At 71.7% G+C, this 17730-nt stretch carries 8 protein-coding genes; 5 read left to right on the forward strand and 3 right to left on the reverse strand.

Annotated features, from left to right (window positions below):
• Positions 1–721: 721 nt before the first annotated feature.
• Positions 722–2710, forward strand: a complete 1989-nt coding sequence (locus tag FHS38_RS19550; protein ID WP_184735126.1) for a glycoside hydrolase family 5 protein — start codon at positions 722–724, stop codon at positions 2708–2710.
• 400 nt (positions 2711–3110) lie between these two features.
• Positions 3111–3596 (forward strand): hypothetical protein, encoded by a 486-nt coding sequence (locus FHS38_RS19555; protein WP_184735128.1) that lies wholly within the window; start codon positions 3111–3113, stop codon positions 3594–3596.
• A 722-nt stretch (positions 3597–4318) separates the two neighbouring features.
• Here the strand turns inward: FHS38_RS19555 and FHS38_RS19560 are convergent.
• Complete coding sequence (locus FHS38_RS19560; RefSeq protein ID WP_184735130.1) at positions 4319–5347, reverse strand: 3-oxoacyl-ACP synthase III family protein; 1029 nt, start codon at positions 5345–5347, stop codon at positions 4319–4321.
• A gap of 153 nt (positions 5348–5500) precedes the next feature.
• Here FHS38_RS19560 and FHS38_RS19565 point away from each other — a divergent pair, with 153 nt between their 5' ends.
• Positions 5501–12850: a type I polyketide synthase gene (locus FHS38_RS19565; protein WP_184735132.1), complete on the forward strand. Its 7350-nt coding sequence runs from the start codon at positions 5501–5503 to the stop codon at positions 12848–12850.
• A gap of 307 nt (positions 12851–13157) precedes the next feature.
• On the opposite strand, the gene FHS38_RS19570 is transcribed toward FHS38_RS19565, so the two are convergent.
• Positions 13158–14573, reverse strand: coding sequence for a polysaccharide lyase 6 family protein (locus FHS38_RS19570; protein WP_184735134.1), 1416 nt, complete (start codon positions 14571–14573; stop codon positions 13158–13160).
• A gap of 425 nt (positions 14574–14998) precedes the next feature.
• Here FHS38_RS19570 and FHS38_RS19575 point away from each other — a divergent pair, with 425 nt between their 5' ends.
• Together FHS38_RS19575 and FHS38_RS19580 are read left to right on the forward strand one after the other, a co-directional pair.
• Positions 14999–16285: a M14 family metallopeptidase gene (locus tag FHS38_RS19575; RefSeq protein WP_184735136.1), complete on the forward strand. Its 1287-nt coding sequence runs from the start codon at positions 14999–15001 to the stop codon at positions 16283–16285.
• Positions 16279–16488: a hypothetical protein gene (locus FHS38_RS19580; protein ID WP_184735138.1), complete on the forward strand. Its 210-nt coding sequence runs from the start codon at positions 16279–16281 to the stop codon at positions 16486–16488. The genes FHS38_RS19575 and FHS38_RS19580 overlap by 7 nt, the downstream gene beginning before the upstream one ends.
• On the opposite strand, the gene FHS38_RS19585 is transcribed toward FHS38_RS19580, so the two are convergent.
• On the reverse strand, positions 16489–17682 hold the full coding sequence (locus tag FHS38_RS19585; protein ID WP_184735140.1) for an FAD-dependent oxidoreductase: 1194 nt from the start codon (positions 17680–17682) through the stop codon (positions 16489–16491).
• Between the last annotated feature and the right edge of the window lie 48 nt (positions 17683–17730).

Here is a 17730-nt window from a genome sequence, read left to right on the forward strand (position 1 = left end):
CTGCTGGATCGGTGACTCGGCTGCGAAGCTAGCCTTCGGCTCGGCGCGACCGTTCCGCCAGCGGATGTGGTCAGCGATGGTGGCCTTCTGCTCGTCGTGGATGCGGTGGTCGGTGCCGTTGAGCGCGAGCAGGCCGATCAGGGATCGGAATCCCGTCGAGGGACCTCCTCGACGGGTCTCGCCGACATGCTGACCGGGAAGCGGTCGGCATCAGTGATGATATCGATCACGCACGCTCATCTCCGGCCAGAACGGCAGGCTGCCCAAGGGCACTTCGACTCTCGTCCATAACCCCAGCCTGCCTACTGTGCTGTTCATCAGCCCCCCAACGCGACCTAAGGATCCACCACCGTCACCGCCCACCGACACCACGGGGGAACGCTCAGTAAGTGGCGCAGCAAACCGCATCGGCTCAGGAATCTTTGGCCTGCCATGCCCTTGTGTCCCGCCTGCTCGTGCTCGACCGTTTGGGTTTCTGCTGTGATGCCCTGCTCGCAGCTCGTTGAGAGGAATGGGCTTGGCGAAAAACCGGGGGGGGCGGCCAGTGGTGGTTCCGCCCGGCCGACGGACTTCCGGCGCCGGACCACGGTCAGTGCCGTGCGGACGCCCATGGCATCGTCGGCACCCCCGCGCGCCCTCCCCGGCCCGACCGCTGTCCGCACCACCCCGGAGGCGCCCTCAAGCTGCCTCGTCTCCCCCGAAGAAAGGAATCACCCCTGCCATGGTCTCCCTCCCCGCAAGACGCCTGGGGCATCTGTTCGGCCGGCCGGCCACAGCGGCCGCAGTGGGCCTGGTCCTGCTCGCCACCGGTGCATACCCTGCGATAGCCGGCCCGGGTGTCCCGCCCGCCCGGGCTGCCCAAGCTGCCCCGGCTGCTCAGGCCGTCCCCGCGGACGGGACTGCTCTTGCCGCCTCGTGGGCGGGGCCGCTCAGCACACGCGGCCGCTACGTCGTCGACGCGGACGGCAACCGGTTCCGTCTCCGCTCAGGCAACTGGCACGGAGCATCCGGCACCTACAACGGCTCCGGGGACATCAATGACCCAGCCAATCACCACGCCGGCGAGAAAGCCGACCAGATGCCGCTCGGGCTGGACCGTGCCCCTCTCTCCAGGATTTTGGGTGGCTTCCATGAGTTAGGCCTCAACAGCATCCGGCTGCCGTTCTCCAACGAGATGATCAAGGACACCCGGCCGGTCAGCGACGCGTCCGTCGCAGCCAATCCCCGGCTCCGCGGCAAGACGCCCCTCCAGGTCTACGACGCGGTCGTCCAGGAACTCACCGACCAGGGGTTCGCTGTCATCCTCAACAACCACACCAGTTCCTCGAAGTGGTGCTGCGGCCTGGATGAGAACGCGATGTGGAACAGCAACCAGACCACGGCTGCCTGGGAAGCCGACTGGATCGCCATGGCCAAGCGGTACAAGGGCAACTCCCGCGTCGTCGGAGCCGACCTCTACAACGAGGTCCGCCCCCACAACATCAACTTCCCCAACTGGGGCGAAAACGGTGGCGGCCAGGACTGGTTCTCCGCCGCCCAGCGGGCCGGCGACCGCATCCTCACGGAAGCCAACCCCGACCTCCTGATCATCATCGAGGGGATCAACTGGAGGGGCGTCCCCGGCCTCGGCGGCCACCGCCCCCACTTGCAGCCGGCGCGCACTCTCTCCCACACCCTCGTCGTCTCCGACAAACTCGTCTACTCCGCCCACTTCTACGGCTATACCGGATCCAAACACACCGGTGCCTCCGGCGGGCTGGGCGCCACTTCCGACCCCCGCTACCAGGACCTCTCCCCCACCGAATTGAAAGCCACCCTCAACCGGGAAGCCTTCTTCGTCTCCCAGGAAAACGGCCGGCACTACACCCATCCCCTGTGGATCAGCGAATTCGGGGTCGGCGGCCGCACCGAGACCGACCAGAAGAGCAAGGGCTGGTTCCGCAACTTCGTCCAGTACCTCATCAATACCGACGCCGACTACGCCTACTGGCCCCTGATGGGCTGGACCGAGAGCAACAACGGCTGGGCCGCCCTCGAATGGGACAAGAACGGCAACCGGCGCAGCATCCTGGACGACAACGGCACAGCCGACTGGCGCGCCGAGCATTGGAAGCGCCTGGCCGCCTCCCCCGGCCACACCGGCCAGGTGACCAGGACCGACACCTACTCCATGCTCGACCTCGACCACGATGACCACATCGCCTCCCGGCGCATGCGGGCGGCGGGCGACTGGGACAACGGCTACCGCAAGGCCGCCTGCCCCGACGGGCAGCGCCTCATCGGCCTCAGCCGGGCAGGCACCGGTGGCTACGGCCGCGGCCTGTGCACCGACGCCGGCGGCCGCAGCCTCTGGCAGCCCGGCGCCCCCCACACCGTCGTCACCAGCGAGCCCAGCCCGCTCCCCAGCGGCGACTGGGCCTCCGGGCAGACCAAAGTCCAGTGCCCCAACACCTACATGATGATCGGTTACAGCACCGACCGGTCCTGGATTCACGCCGCCCTGTGCGCCAAGGCCGACACCGCCAAGGGCACCACGAGCCGCACCCTGTGGTTCGACTCCGATGACAACCGCCCCTCCGGCAACCCCGGCGGCGAATTCGCCAACGGCAACCACAAAGCCCAGTGCCGGGCCGACGAGTACCTGGCCGGCTTCGCCTACACCGGACTGATCAAGAAGCCGAACGCCGTCCTCTGCCGAACCCTCAACTGATCGCCGGGACCCGTGAACGGTGCAGGCAGGCCGGACGGCCTCCTTGCACCGGGGCCTTGCGCGGCCAGACCCCCGGCAGCCGCTGCCACGACGCCATGGTCTTCGCCTTCACCTCGCCGCACGAGGCCTCGGGCCTGATCGCGGAGTGACGCGGGTCCTCGCTGGCAGATCGGCACAGGTGAGGGCTTTCCGGGGCTGTGGGTGCCGGGCTGGGGGTCGTCAGGTCAGGGAGCGATCTCGAAGCGCCGATTCTGGCCGCCACCGCGCCGAAGACGGATCGACGAGGCCGAGCTGCTGCCGTGAGGACTCCGCTGCGATGTGCACCGCCCCCGGGAGGAGGGACACGGGGGATGCGGCAGATTAGGCGGCGGTACGCATCGGACGGTTGGAAGGGATAGCGATGATTCTGGAGCTGCTGCCGGAGGTGGGAGTTGCCACGCTGAGGCTCGGCATGTCGGCCGACGAAGCGGTCGGGGCCGCGCAAGAACTGGGCTTCGCCCCGTCCGACCCGGACTATGGCGACGCGCCCGGACAGGCGCTCTGCAAGCACGAGGAGTCCCGCACGGAGTTCACTCTGGGCTTCACCAAGGGCGCGCTGACCGACATCCATGTGTACCGGTTCCGAATCGAGGACGCGGACGTGACGGTCGCCCTCGACGGGCTCGACGTCTTCCGAACTCCCAGCGACGAGCTACTGGATCGCCTTGAGGAACGGGGCTACGCGGTCGAGCAGAACGACAGCGGAGTGGACACCCTTCCCGACCTCAAGGTGATCCTGTCGAACGAGAGCAGCTTTGAGTACCCGATGGACGAGGAGGGGGACCCGATCTACTTCGACTACGCCCTCGTCACGTCGGTGGACTTCCGGGGGCCGCGCAGGGACTGACTCCGGCGGCCGTCGACCGGGCCGGTCGTCCTCGGCCCGCTCGCACCCGGTCGAGAACGACCGGGACGTCGCACCTGGGAGATGCGCTGCGACGCGGAGCGCGGGCGGTTCGTGTTCCGGCGCGCTCTCCGTCGCGTGGGTGACCGGCACTCCCCCGCACGCGGCCGATCGTCCAGAAAGAGCCGTCCCCTCCAGATCGAGCCACTCCCTCATGGTGTCGGCGCACGTGCCGTATCCATCGCCGCAAGCGGTCCGGCCGCCGGGGGTGGCCCGCGTCACCCGTTCCTTTCTCCGCCGGTGAGCGTCTTGAGCGGTTGCGGGCGCAAGTGCAAGGCGGGGCCCTGACAAGGCGGGGCGAGCCGATGGCGACTTCGGCGCGGGGTGTGGCTGCTGTATGGGGTGATGCTGCGTGGCGCGGCTCGGTCGGACGCCGGGCTGAGGCTGTCGGATCTGGAGAGGCGCCTGGTGCGGACCCTGCGGTCGAGGATGCCCGAGGGAGAGATTTACGCGATGGGACGGGTGTTCGCCGAGGAGTCGTCGGTCAAGAACGCGCCGCGGCGCCCTCCGCGCAGGAACAGTACGGGATCGTCGGCGCCGGTGTCGCTGTAGCGCTGTCCGGTGGCCGGGGGCGCGGCGCCGACGCTCCGGGCGGGGGTAGCCGGGCAGCAGTAGGGGCGGAGTGAAGGACGCGGGCCGTATGGTGGCGACACCGCGCGTCGATGTCACAGGCGCACCTGGACGACGCCGAAGCAGGCTCCGCTGGCCAGGCCGATCAGTCCCACCAGGTCCCCGGGCTCCACTCGGTCGGACTCCTGGGCCGCGACCAGTTGCAGGGGCAGTGAGGCGGCGCCGCAGTTGCCGTGCTCGGCCACGGTGGCCAGGCAACGGTCGGCGGGCAGGCAGAGTTTGGTCGACGTGTCGAGGAACTGGGACATCGATATCTGGTGGAAGGCGATGAACGCGCTCGCGCGGACCGCCTCCATCTCGCGGTGTGCGAGGACCTCCAGCGCGAGGGGCAGGACGTCGAACGCGTCGTGCAGCAGGCTGCCGTTGAGCCGGAGGGTGGTGTGCTCGTCGTCGGTGGAGCGGCCGTGCAGCGAGCCGCCGCCGGCCACGGTGCAGGCCTCCCAGGCCGTGGGGTTGCCCCCGAAGACCAGGGAGAGCACGCCGGGGTCGTGCTCCCCCGCGGGGCCGGCGGTCAGGACGAGGGCGGCGCCGGCGTCGGAGACGGTGTAGCCGGGCATGGCCCGCAGGAGTGCCTCGTGGTCGGGCAGGCGCCAGCGGGTGGTTTCCGTGAGCGTCTCGCCACAAGCGATCAGCACGGTGCGGTACCGGCCTACGGCGATGAAGGCGCATGCCGTCTCCACCGCGTTGAGCACGCTGTTGCAGGCGTTCTTGATGTCGAACACCGGGCAGACGACGCCGAGTTTCGCGGCCACGATGTGCGCGGTCGCCGGCTCGAGGAGGTCGTGGCTGGTGGCGGCGAACAGCAGCAGGTCGACCTCGTCGATGCCGGCACCCGCCGCTTCCAGCGCCTTGGTGGCGGCCGCCACCGCGAGGTCGGACGCCTGGACGCCCTCGTCGCGCACATGGACCCCGCGCACTCCGGTGAGGTCTTCCAGAAGTCCGGCCGGGGGAACATATGCCCCGCCCGAGGCCGCGATCCGCTCCCGGATGGCGCCCATGGTTCGGTAGCGGGACGGCAGATGGACCGCTGTCGCAGCCAGACGGGCACGCCGGGTGTCAGGCACGGCATCACCATAACCACTTCACATGTCAATTCAAGTACTACGAAGGCAATTCACCATATAGAGCTACAAGTCGCTTGATCGGCACGGATGTTGGGCATCCCTCCCGTGCCACATCCGACCGGTTCGGTTCCTGCGGGGGGAATGGTGCATGTCATGGGGCAGCGTGACCGCGCGGTGGCCGTGGTGGGTGCGGGCCTGCGGCTGCCCGGCGGGATCACCGACCTGGCCGGGCTGTGGGCGGCCCTGGCCGAGGGCCGTGACCTGGTCGGCGAGATCCCGGCTGACCGCTTCGACAGGACCCGCTTCGTGGACCCCGGGGCCGTGCGCGCCGGGCGGAGCTACACGGGCGCCGGCGGGTTCCTCGACGACGTGGCCTGCTTCGACCCGGGCTACTTCGGCATCGCCCCCAAAGAGGCTCCGTATGTCGACCCGCAGCAGCGGCTGCTGCTGGAGATGACGGCCGAGGCGCTGGACGATGCCGGGATCCCCGCCGAGTCGCTCGCCGGCTCGGACACCTGCGTCTACATCGGCGTCTCCGACCCGGCCTACGGCCAGTTCATCATGACCCAGGAGAACCACACCAGCCCGTACGCCATGAGCGGCAGCACCCTGTCGATCGCAGCGAACCGCCTGTCGTACTGTTTCGACCTGCGCGGGCCGAGCATGGCGGTCGACACCGCCTGTTCCTCGGCCCTGGTGGCCCTCGACCGGGCCTGCCGGACGCTGCTGGACGGCACCAGCCGCACCGCCCTGGCCGGCGGGGTCAACGTGCTGATCGGGCCCTACGCCTTCGCCGGCTTCTCGCATGCGGGCATGCTGTCGCGGCGTGGCAGGTGCGCGGCCTTCTCCGCCGGCGCCGACGGCTTCGTGCGGTCCGAGGGCGGGGGCGTCGTGGTCCTCAAGCGGCTGGCGGACGCGCTGTCGGACGGCGACCGGATCCACGCGGTGATCGCCGGTACGGGCACCAACTGCGACGGCCGCACCCAGGGCATGGCCCTGCCCAGTTCCCACGCCCAGGAGGCGCTGCTGCGCGCGGTGTACGAGCGGGCGGGGGTGGAGCCGGACGACCTGGTGTACTTCGAGGCACACGGCACCGGGACCCCGGCGGGTGACCCGGCGGAGGCGGCCGCCATCGGACGGGCCCTGGGGCAGCGCCGAACGCGGGGGCCGCTGCCGATCGGCTCGGTCAAGTCCAACGTGGGCCACCTGGAACCGGCTGCCGGGATGCCGAGCCTGCTCAAGGCCCTGCTGGTGCTGCGGCACGGCACGGCCCCGGCGACGCTGCACGCCCACCCGCTGAACCCTGCCATCGACTTCGCAGGCCTGGGCCTCGCCCCCACCGTCGAGTCCGTCGGGCTGTGCCTGGGCGAGCGGGCCGCGGTGGGCGTCAACTCCTTCGGCTTCGGCGGGGCCAACGCCCACGCGGTCCTCATCCCACCGCCCGCCCCGCCGGACCACCACCGGCCGCACACCGGGGGCACCCTGCCTGTGGTGGTCTCGGCTCGTTCGGCCGCGGCGCTCCGGGAGCTGACCGGGCGGGTCTCGGCCCGGCTGCGGGAGGCCGCCCCCGAGGAGTTCTACGACCTGGCCCGCACCACCACGCTGCGCCGCAGCGCGCACCCGCACCGCGCGGCCGTCCTCGCCGACGGGCCGGAGCGTGCGGCGGAGGAGTTCGACCGGCTCCTCGCCGGGACGCCCGCCACCGGGGCACTGGCCCGTGCGGCTGACCGGCGCACCGTGGCGTACGTCTTCTCCGGCAACGCCTCGCAATGGCCGGGCATGGCCGCGGATCTGCTGGCGGCCGACGTCGTCTTCCGGGCCGCCGTCGAAGAGGCGGACGCCGCCTTGGCGCCGCACCTGGGGTGGTCGGTGGCGAGGGAGCTGGCCGGGCCCGACGCCGCGGCCTGGCGGCGTACCGAGATCGCCCAGCCCGTCCTGTTCGCCGTGCAGATCGGCTTGGCCGCGCTGTTCGCCGCGCGGGGGCTGCGTCCCTCGGCGGTGACCGGGCACAGCGTCGGTGAGGTGGCCGCCGCCCATGTGGCCGGAGCGCTGCCTCTGGACGACGCGGCCCGGGTGATCGCCGAACGCAGCCGCGCCCAGGGGGTGACGGCGGGTGCCGGCCGGATGGCGGCCGTCGGGCTGTCCGAGGCGGAGGCCCTCGGTGCGCTGGCTCGCTACGAGGGTGCCCTGGAGCTGGCCGGGATCAACAGCGACCGGGACGTCACGGTGGCGGGCGACCCGCGGGCGCTGGCGGATCTGGGCGCCGAGCTGAATGCCCGGGACGTCTTCTTCCGCGAGCTGGGCCTCGACTACGCCTTCCACAGCCGGGCCATGGACCCGATCGCGGACCCCTTGCGGGCCGCTCTGGCCGGGCTGGCCCCGGCCCCGGTCCGGGTCCCGTTCGTCTCCGCCGTCACCGGCACCCCGCTGCCGGGGGACGCGCTGACCCCCGACTACTGGTGGCGCAACGTACGCGAACCGGTCCGCTTCGCCGCGGCCGTCGCCCACGTCGTCGCGGAACATGCGGGCATCCTCGTGGAGATCGGCCCGCACCCGGTGCTCCGGCCCTATCTGCGTCGCACCGGCGCCTCCTACGTCCCCACCCTGCGCCGTGACGGCGACGGGCCGAGGGAAGCGGCCGCGGCCGTCGCCGGGCTGATCGCGACGGGTGCGGTCGTGGACTGGCCGACGCACTTCCCCGCCCCCGGCCGGGTGGCCGACCTGCCGCCCTACCCGTGGCAGCGCGAGCGGTACTGGCACGGGGCCCCGCAGGACATGGTCGTGCGCACCAGCGGCACCGGCCTGCTCGACCATCCGCTGTTGGGCGAGCGGCTCCCGGCGCCCCACGCGCTGTGGGAGGGCACCGTCGAGCCGCAGTTGGCGCCCTGGTTGGGGGATCACCGGATCGCGCGGACGGTGCTGATGCCGGCCGCCGGGTATCTGGAGATGGCCCTGTCGGCCGGGCGACTGGCTCTGGGCCGGCCGGTGGAGGTGCGGCATCTGCAGATCTTCCGGCCGCTGGCCCTGGGCTGGCCCGACCCGGAGGGCGTGCGCCTCCAGACGGCCGTGACCCCGGCCGATGGCGCGTTGACCATCAGCAGCAGCCAGGGCCGCGGCGGCGCGTGCGAGCCGGTGGTGCGTGCCGAGGTCCGCACCCTGCTCGGGGCGGCCCCCGCCCCGCTGGATCCGGAGGCGCTGCGCGCGCGGTGCCCCCGTACGGTCGCCGCCGCGGACTTCTACCGCACCTGCCACCGCGTCGGCCTCGGTGTCGGGCCGGCCTTCCAGCTGCTGGGCGAGGTGCACGTGGGCGAAGGCGAACTGCTGGCCTCCTACCGGCACGAGGAACCCGGCGCCCCGTACACGGTCCACCCCGTGGTGCTGGACGGCCCCCTCCAGGCCACCGTCGCGCTCGTCGAGAGGTGGATGGACAGCGGCCGGGCCTACCTGCCCTCGGTGTTCGGCGCGGTACGGGTCTGGCGCACGCCCGCGCCGACGGGCTTCGTGCATCTGCGCCAACGCGCCCGCACCGAGAACGAGTTCTGCTGGGACATCGCCTACGCCGATGAGGACGGCACCGTCTCGGCACAGATCGAGGGCTGCCGCACCCGCCGGATGGACAACAGCGACCACACGCCGGTGACCGTCCAGCGCACCGTCCTGCGCGCCGCACCGCTCCCCCTGTCCCCCGCCGCCTCCTCCCCGCTGCCGCCGCCCGCCGATCTGCTGGCGGCCGTCGAGGACCGCATGTCCGCAGCGCGTGCGGCGCTGCGCGAGAGCGGCCACGACCGCTGCGCCGCCGCGGCCGAGGAGGCCGGAGCCCACTGCTGGGCGGCCGCCCTCGCCGGGCTGCTCACCGACCCCGCCGCCACCTTCGCCGCGGGCGACCTCGTGGCCGGGGGCCTGCGGCCCCAGCACCGGCGTCTGGTCCGGCTGATGCTCCCGCTCGTGGCACGTCACGGGCTGGCCGAGCTCATGGACAACGAGCGGTGGCGGCTCACCCGCACGGTGCCGCGCCCGGGCGAGCTGCTGCGGAAGCTGGTGGAGGACCACCCGGCCTGCGCTGCCGAAACCGTCCTGATCAACCGGCAATTGCGCCACCTGCCCGACGTATTGCGCGGCGCCTCCGAGGCGGCGGAACTCCTGCCGCCCGGGGACCCCGTGCTCGAGCAGCTCCACGCGACCGCGCCCGCCCGCCGCTTCGCCCACCGCGTCGTCATGGCACTCGTCACCGAGGCCGTCCGGCAGTGGCCCGGGGACCGCCCGCTGCGGGTGCTGGAGGCCGGCGCCGGCACCCACGCCCTCACCGCGGCACTGCTGCCCCTCCTCCCGGCCGACCGCACCCGTTTCACCTGCACCGATGCCACGGCGACCGGCTTCGCCCGGGCCGAACACCGTTTCGTCGACTACGACTTCGTCGAATACCGCCTCCTCGCCCTGGACCGTGACCCGCTCTCCCAGGGCTTCCCCGATGGCGGCTTCGACCTGGTCGTCGCCGGGGACGCGCTGCACACCGCCACCGACCTGACGGCCGCGCTGGGGCACGTCCGCACCCTCCTTTCCCCCGGCGGCCTGCTGCTCTCCACGGAGCCGCACGACGTCTGGCGTACGGCCTTCGTCCTCGGGGCGACCGAGGCGTTCTGGCAGCGTGGCGACCACGCGCTACGCCCGGAGACCCGGCTGCTCGCCCGGGAGAAGTGGCTGCCGCTGCTGGCCACGTGCGGCTTCACGGGTGCGGTCCGCACGGGCATCGAGGACCGCTCCGTCCTGCTGGCGTCCGCCGACCGCCTGCCCGCGGACGGGCCCGCACCACCCACGCCGGAACCGGGCGCCGCCTGGCTCGTCGTGACCGAGACCTCCGACGAGGTCCCCCTCGCCCGAGCCCTGGCCGAGCTGCTCGGCCAAGCCGACGTCGTCGCCACCCCCGAGGACCCGGCCGCCTGGGATGCCGCCCTCCCCTCCGGGGGTGTCCCGCCCGGCGTCGTCCTGCTGCTGGCCACGGACGCCTGCGCGGAGGTGGTCGCCCTGACGACCCGTCGCGCCGCCGTCCTGCGCGCGCTGAGTGCCGCCCGTTCCGGGGCGATCGGCGGGGTGTGGCTGGTCACCCGCCCCAGCGGACTGTTCCCCGCGCCCGAGCGCCCCGCCCACCCGGCCGACGCAGCGGTGTGGGGGGCCGCCCGCGTCCTGGCCAACGAGCACCCCGGCCTGTCCCTGCGCCGGATCTCCCTGGACCGCTCCGACGCCCCGGCCACGGGCGCCCGCCGACTGGCCCACGAGCTGCTCGCGCCCGGCGCCGAGGACGAGATCGTCCTCACCCGGAACGGACGCTTCGTCCCCCGCCAGCTCCAGCGTCCGGCCGACCGCCCCGACCCCGCCCCCGGCCACACCCCGTACGTTCTGGAGGTCCGGGACCCAGGGCTCTCCCGCCGACTCGTCTGGCGCCGGACCGAACCGCTGCGTCCGGGCCCCGGCGAGATCCTCGTCGAGGTCCGGGCCGTCGGCCTCAACTACCGCGATCCGATGCGGGCCAACGGGCTGCTGCCGCCCGAAGCCGTCGAAGGCAGCCCCCTCAGCCGCGGGCTGGGCACCGACTGCGCGGGCATCGTCCGCGCCACGGGCCCCGGGGTCACCACGTTCACACCAGGCGACCGGGTGCTCGGACCGATGCCCGCGTCACTGGCCTCGCACACCGTCACACCGGCCGCCACGTCACTGCGCGTCCCGGACGGAATGAGCTACGCCGAGGCCGCGACCTTCCCGGTGGCGTTCCTGACCGTCCACCACACCCTCGCCGAGCAGGCCCGGACCTTCCCCGGCGAGACGGTCCTGGTGCACGGCGGCGCCGGGGCGGTCGGCCTGACCGTCCTCCAGAGCGCCCGGCACCTGGGGCTCCACGTCATCGCCACCGCGGGCACCGAGGCCAAACGCGACCTGCTGCACACCCTCGGCGCGGCCCACGTCCTGGACTCGCGCAGCCTGGACTTCGTCCCGCGGGTACGGGAACTGACCGGTGGCCGGGGCGTCGACATCGTCGTCAACTCCCTCAGCGGAGAGGCCATCGCCCACGGACTCGACCTGTTGCGCCCCAACGGCCGCTTCATCGAACTCGGCAAACGCGACATCTTCCTCAACAACCCACTCCTGCTACGCCCCTTCCACCACAGCCTCACCTTCCTCGGCTTCAACCTCGACAGCGTCATGTTCGACCCGCAACGATGCCCGCCCCTGCTGCGGGACGTCGCGGAACGGATCGTCCGCGGCGCCTACCGTCCGCTCCTCCACACCGTCCACCCCGCCGCCCGCGTGGACGAAGCGTTCCGGCTGCTCCAGCACTCCCAGCACACCGGCAAGGTGGTCGTCGCCTTCGACCCGCTGGACGAGCCCGTACCCGTCGAGTCCCCCTCCGCCATCCCCCTCCTGGACCCGGACGGCACCTATCTCGTCACCGGCGGACTCGGCGGCTTCGGCGCCGCCACCGCCACATGGCTCGCCGACCGGGGTGCCCGGCACCTCGCGCTGGTCTCCCGGCGCGGCGCGAACGCGCCCGAGGCAACCGAGATCCTCGCCCACCTGGCCGAGCGAGGTGCCGACGCAACCGCCTACGCCGCCGACGTCACCGACGAGACGGCCATGCGACAGGTCATCACAGCCGTCGATGCCACCGGGCACCGCCTGCGCGGCATCGCCCACTGCGCCATGCACCTCGACGACGCCCCGCTGGCCGACCTGACCGACGAGCGGTTCGCCGCCGTCCTCGCCCCCAAGATCGCCGGGGCCGACGTCCTGGCACACCTCACCGCCGACCGCGATCCGGACGTCGACCTGTTCCTGCTGTACTCCTCGGTCGCAGCGAGCATCGGAAACCCCGGGCAGGCCCCCTACGCTGCCGCGAACGCCTACGTGGAAGCTCTGGCTCGCGCTCGCCGCCACGCCGGCCGCGCCGGCAGCGCGATCGCCTGGGGCCCGATCTCCGAAACGGGCTACGTCGCCCGCAACGACCTGGGCGCCACCATGGCCCACCTCGGCTTCGAGCCCGCGGCTCCCGCCGAGGCCTTCGCGGCCGCAGACCACCTCGTCGCCACGGGCACCGACGTCTCCGGCGTCGGCCGCTACCGCTGGGGCCGCGCCCGCCGTGTCCTCCCGGCTCTGGCGGCGCCGCGCTACGCCGCTCTCGTCCCGGCCGGTGCCGCGGAATCGGACGACACACGCGAAGAGTTCCTGCGCCACCTGGCCGCACTGTCCCCCGAAGAGACCGCGCACGCCGTCACCGAGGCCCTGACTCACCTCCTCGCCACCGTCCTGCGTGCCGACCCGACGGAACTGGACGCGGACCGCCGACTGGAGGAGTTCGGCCTGGACTCCCTGATGAGCACCGAATTCCTCCTGCACACCCGCGAACGTTTCGGCGTCCAGCTCTCCCCCACCGAACTCATCGGCGGCCCCCGCACGCTGACGCAATTCGCACGGCTGGTCCACGAGCGACTGGGGACCCATACGGCGGGCTGACCTGGGCCACACGGTCACGTCAGTCCCCCGCGCAACCACGGCACCGTCTGCCGGACGTGGGACCAGCCGTGAAAGCCCCTCCTCTCCGGGGGGCTACTCGGTTCCCTCCTGACCGACCCCCTTACGGGCCCACCGATGGCTGCGCACGGATTACCTCCCTGGGCCTTGTGGCCCAGGGCGACATGCAGTTCCGCCAAGGCGGCATCGAGCGGTCTTCTCGCCCATGGCCCGGCGCCTACTCGTGCACCGGGATCACCTTTCACCTGCGGCCAGGCGCGACCGGCGCCCCGCCGCCTCGGTCACCCGCTCACGAGGCGTTCAGGCCCACGTCCGCAGCCGTGAGGGGACGACGGACCGGGGCCAGCGTCGTGTACTGGTCCGCGCCGATGTCACGGGCTCTGCCGCGCGGGTGACCGTCGATGTCCTCGGTGACGGACGGGCTCTTCAGCGTCGCCGCCCCGATCGCGGGGCTGCCCGCCGACAGCCGGGACACCCCGTCGGATTCCTGCCGGAGGAGCGGGTCGACCCGGCGGTATCCGCCGGAGGGGATGTTGCCGTTGGACGCCGGACCCCACAGGATGTTGCCCTGCCAGGTGAAACCGGTGTTCTTCCCCATCGCGACCAAGCTGCCCGCGCTCGCGACCAGGAGGTTGTCAGCGATGACCACGTCCTGGGGCGCGTAGTCGCGACCCTCGCCCGAGAGCGTCCCGGCGTTGCCGACCAGCGTGTTGTGCACGATCACCGCACGGTCGCACGCGTCGTTGCCCCGCCGCTCCTCCTTCGACTCGCCGGGGTGGTGATCGCGGGTGGTGCCGCTGCCGATCACCAGGGCGCGCCCGGACAGGCCACCGAGGTAGTTGTTGACGACCAGATGGTCGTTGCCGTAGACGCGGACGCCTTCCGCGCCGCCGAGCAGATAGTTGCCCTCCACGGTGGAACGGTTGCCGTGCCGCAGCACGATTCCGCCGCGGCTGTTACGGATCGTGTTGTACCGGACGGTGTTCTCCGAAGTCTTCACCGAGATGGCCTCGGGGTCTCCGTCGCACTTCTCGAACAGGTTGTACTCCACGACCGCTTTCGCGCTGAGCAGTGCCCGGGCGCTGTCGCCGAGCCGGACGGCCTCTCCGCCGTTGGCGCCGGTGAAGCTGTGACCGGAGAAGTGGTTCCTGAACAGGGTCAGGTTCTGGGCGACGGTCTTCGCGTCGCGGCCGTCGAGGACGACGAAGATGCCCTCAGTGGTCCTGTCGTGGAAACGGTTCCGGTCGATCTTGACGTCGTCGCCCCGCACGACGACCCAGTCCATCCCGCTGACATCGGCGAACTTGAAGTCGTTGCGCGTCAGCCGGATGTGCGAGGAGTTCGCCGGGATCTCCAGCGTGCTGCTCTGCCGGAAGGCGAAACCGCTGACGACGATGTTGCTCGAATCGCTGAAGACGAAGCCGCGCTCGCCCTGGAGCACCGCGCCGCCACGGGATGCCGCGACGATGGTGATCGGTGCGTCGCCGGTGCCGTTCTTCCCCGAGACGCGAAGGGCACCCCCCGCCGGGACGGTGTACGTGCCGTCGGCCACCACTATCCGATCGCCGGGCACCGCGCGGTCGATCGCCTTCTGAAGTCCGTCCAGGGAACTCACCGTCACCGTGGCCGCCGACGCGCCGACCGGCACAGCGGCGAGCCCGGCGGCACCCAGCAGGGTGCCGGTGAGGAACGTGCGTCTTTTCATGATGACTCCTGAGACAACGGAAATGTACCGGGTCGATCCTTGTGCCCCGGCGTGACGTTGCGCAACAACTGACGGACCGTAACCACGGGCCGCCGCACACCCTTTCCCGCTCGCGGCCACACCCTCACAAGGGGGTGGACCGGCCCGGCCTCCCTGCACTTCTTGGGGTAGGCCGCTGTCTCTTCTCAGCCTGTTGCCGCGCGCGTCCGCTTCCGTGCCCTCGTGCCGCCCCCTGCCGCCAGGGGCCGACGAGTGCGACGGGGACGGCAAGTTCGGTGCTCTGTTGCGCAGGAGCGGACCGGGGTACCTTCCGCCCCATGGGGATACGCGCGCAGCACCCGTCTGACGTACAGATCGCTCGTAACAGTGGCCGTATGCCGCCCCATTCGACCAGTCAGCCGCCCCTCCCCCGAAGGCGCCCGCCGATGGCGGCCCGCATCCGCATCCTCGCCATCGGCCTCACCACCGCCACGCTCGCCCTGACTCTCGTCCAGACACCCGCCCAGGCCGCCCGCGCCCCGCACCGCACCGGCTTCGAACTCAGCAACGGAACCCGCTGGACCACCCAGGCCGAGGAACAGCGCCTCCTGGCCGCCCTCGACCGGTCGAGCGACCGCGTAGCCGTCCGCCGCATCGGCACCACCCGCCAGGGCCGACCGCTCCGGCTGGTCCGCATCGGACCCGCCCACCACACCGCCGAAACCCTCCTTCTCGCCTGCAGCCAGCACGGCGACGAACCCGCCGGCCGGGAAGCCTGCCTCATCCGCGTCCGGGACCTCGCCCACACCACGGACCCGGCCACGCTGCGCTTCCTCGAACGCACCACCGTCCTGGTCGTCCCCACTCCCAACCCGGACGGCCGCGCGGCCGACACGCGCACCAACGCGGACGGCGTCGACGTCAACCGCGACCACATCGCTCTCAAGACCGCCGAGAGCCGCGCCCTGGCCGCCGTCATCCGCGACCACCGGCCCGACATCGTCTACGACCTGCACGAGTACGGCGCCACCCCGCCGTACTACGACAAGGACCTGTTCGACCTCTGGCCACGCAACCTCAACACCGACGCCCGCGTGCACCGGGAGGCACAGACCCTCTCGGCGGCCTACGTACGCCCCACTGCCCACGACGCCGGTTACAGCACCGGCACCTACGGCATCTGGACCGACCCCGCCACCGGCGACCCCGTCAAACAGGTCGCCGGCGACGGACAGGAGCGCATCCTGCGCAACACCTCCGGCATCAAGCACGCGATCGGTCTGCTCATCGAGAGCCGCGTCGACCCGGTGACGGATGCCGAGAAAGCGGACCAGGCCCTCAACAACCGGCGCCGTGTCCGTTCCCATCTCGTCGCGCTGGACGGGACGTTCGCCTTCGCGGGCGAGCGACGCGGGCACATCACATCGGCCACGGCCGCGGCACGTGTCAAAGGCCTCGCCGACCGGGGCCCGGTCCACCTCGGCGGCGCCGACAACGAACCCGCTCCCCCCGGCCAGACCCTGCCCGACCCGCCCTGCGCCTACCGGCTCACTGCCGAGCAGTATGCGGAGACTCAGGACGAACTCGCCCTGCACGGCATCGAAAGCACCCCGTCCCCAGCAGGCGGCGCGCTGGTCCCGATGCGCCAGCCGCTGCGGTCACTGGTACCGCTGCTGCTGGACGCCAGGGCGTCGTACGAACTCACCGCAGGCGAACCCGTCGACCCTTGCTGACGAGCAACCGTCCCACCGCTGATCGCGACGGCTGCGGGAGCCGGCTACTCATCTCTCGCAGCCGACGGCGCGGCTCGCACTCAGGCGGCGAGGTCGGGACAGTCGACGGCCTCGCGCTCGCCGCCACCTTCGTGTGCGGCCACCTGGCCAACCCCGACCTGCGCCGGGAGATCCACAGCGGGCTCCAGGTGGTGGAGAACTGATCAGAGCCGCGAGCTGCCGGCCTGGGAGTGTCCATCCGCCCGAACAGGCGGCAGTTCGCCACAGTCGTGGGTGTAGAGCCAGGCCGTGGCCTTCTCGTAGAAGAGGCGGACCGCCACCGGCATCACCAGGTCGCGCATCCACCGCGCGAGCGGGCCGGCCGTCTTGGCGTCGCGATTGCCCGAGGCTGCCTTGACCATCTTGGCAATGCGGTCCGAGCGGGCAGCCTCGTACGCCGAGAGGGCGGCCGCCATCGAGGGTTCTGCGGCCAGTGACTGCGCCAGGACCAGTGCGTCCTCCAAGGCCATCGATGCGCCCTGCCCCGCACCGACGGGGTGTCCGGCGTCGCCGAGCAGCACGATGCGGTCGTTGTGGCGGACCGGGATGGCATCGAGTTTGTGCATCAGGGTGGGGCGATGCAGTTCGACGGTGGCCTCGAGGATCGCGGCCGGCACCTGTTCGTGACGGTAGAGCCCGGCCAGGCGGCGCAGCCATTCCTCGTCGGTGAGGCCGAACTCCGGCTGCGCGGGCCAGGAGACCTGGGCCGACCACCAGACCTTGCCGTCGGGGGCGGCGAGGTGGATGAAGGCGCCATTGCGGGCGAAGGTCATGTTGAAGATGCCGGGTTCGGTCTCGATACCGTCGGCAATGCCCGAGATGCTGTAAAGGCCGGCGTATTCGGGGGCGGGCGCCTGCGGGTCGAGCAGCGACCGGGTGGCTGACCAGATGCCGTCCGCGCCGATGAGCAGCGATGCCTCCGCCACATGGCCGCTCGCGAAGACCGCGCGTACGCCCTCCTCGGTGGTGACCACATCCACCAGGCGCTCACCGGTGACGATGACTGCCCCGGCCGCCAGTGCCTCCGCGCGCAGCACCTCGACCAGCGCGCCCCGCATCAGGGTCACGCTGTGCAGCTCTTGGCCGCTCAGCCGGCCCCGCGGGACATCGCCCAGCAACTTGCCTGAGCTCGACCACATGCGCTGGCCCGGCACATCAACCCCGGCCCGCTGCACCTGCTCCAGTACGCCGAGCGAGCGCAGCACCCGCAGACCGTTGGACGCCAGACTCAGGAACGAGCCGACCTGACCTGCCGGTTCGGCGTACGCCTCGTACACCGTGACCTCCATGCCGAGCCGGCGCAGCGCTATCGCACTCGCCGCTCCAGCCACTCCGCCGCCGATCACGATGACGCCCACACACACTCCCTGAATCATCATTCACTGAATCTCAATTCACCGAACGGG

It is taken from the genome of Streptomyces netropsis (assembly GCF_014203545.1).
In the GTDB taxonomy this organism is placed as follows: Bacteria; Actinomycetota; Actinomycetes; order Streptomycetales; family Streptomycetaceae; genus Streptomyces; species Streptomyces netropsis.

Coding starts and splice junctions, on each gene's coding strand:
- FHS38_RS19550 (WP_184735126.1), top strand. CDS start 722: ATGGTCTCCCTCCCCGCAAGACGCCTGGGGCATCTGTTCGGCCGGCCG.
- FHS38_RS19555 (WP_184735128.1), top strand. CDS start 3,111: ATGATTCTGGAGCTGCTGCCGGAGGTGGGAGTTGCCACGCTGAGGCTC.
- FHS38_RS19565 (WP_184735132.1), top strand. CDS start 5,501: ATGGGGCAGCGTGACCGCGCGGTGGCCGTGGTGGGTGCGGGCCTGCGG.
- FHS38_RS19570 (WP_184735134.1), bottom strand. CDS start 14,573: ATGAAAAGACGCACGTTCCTCACCGGCACCCTGCTGGGTGCCGCCGGG.
- FHS38_RS19575 (WP_184735136.1), top strand. CDS start 14,999: ATGGCGGCCCGCATCCGCATCCTCGCCATCGGCCTCACCACCGCCACG.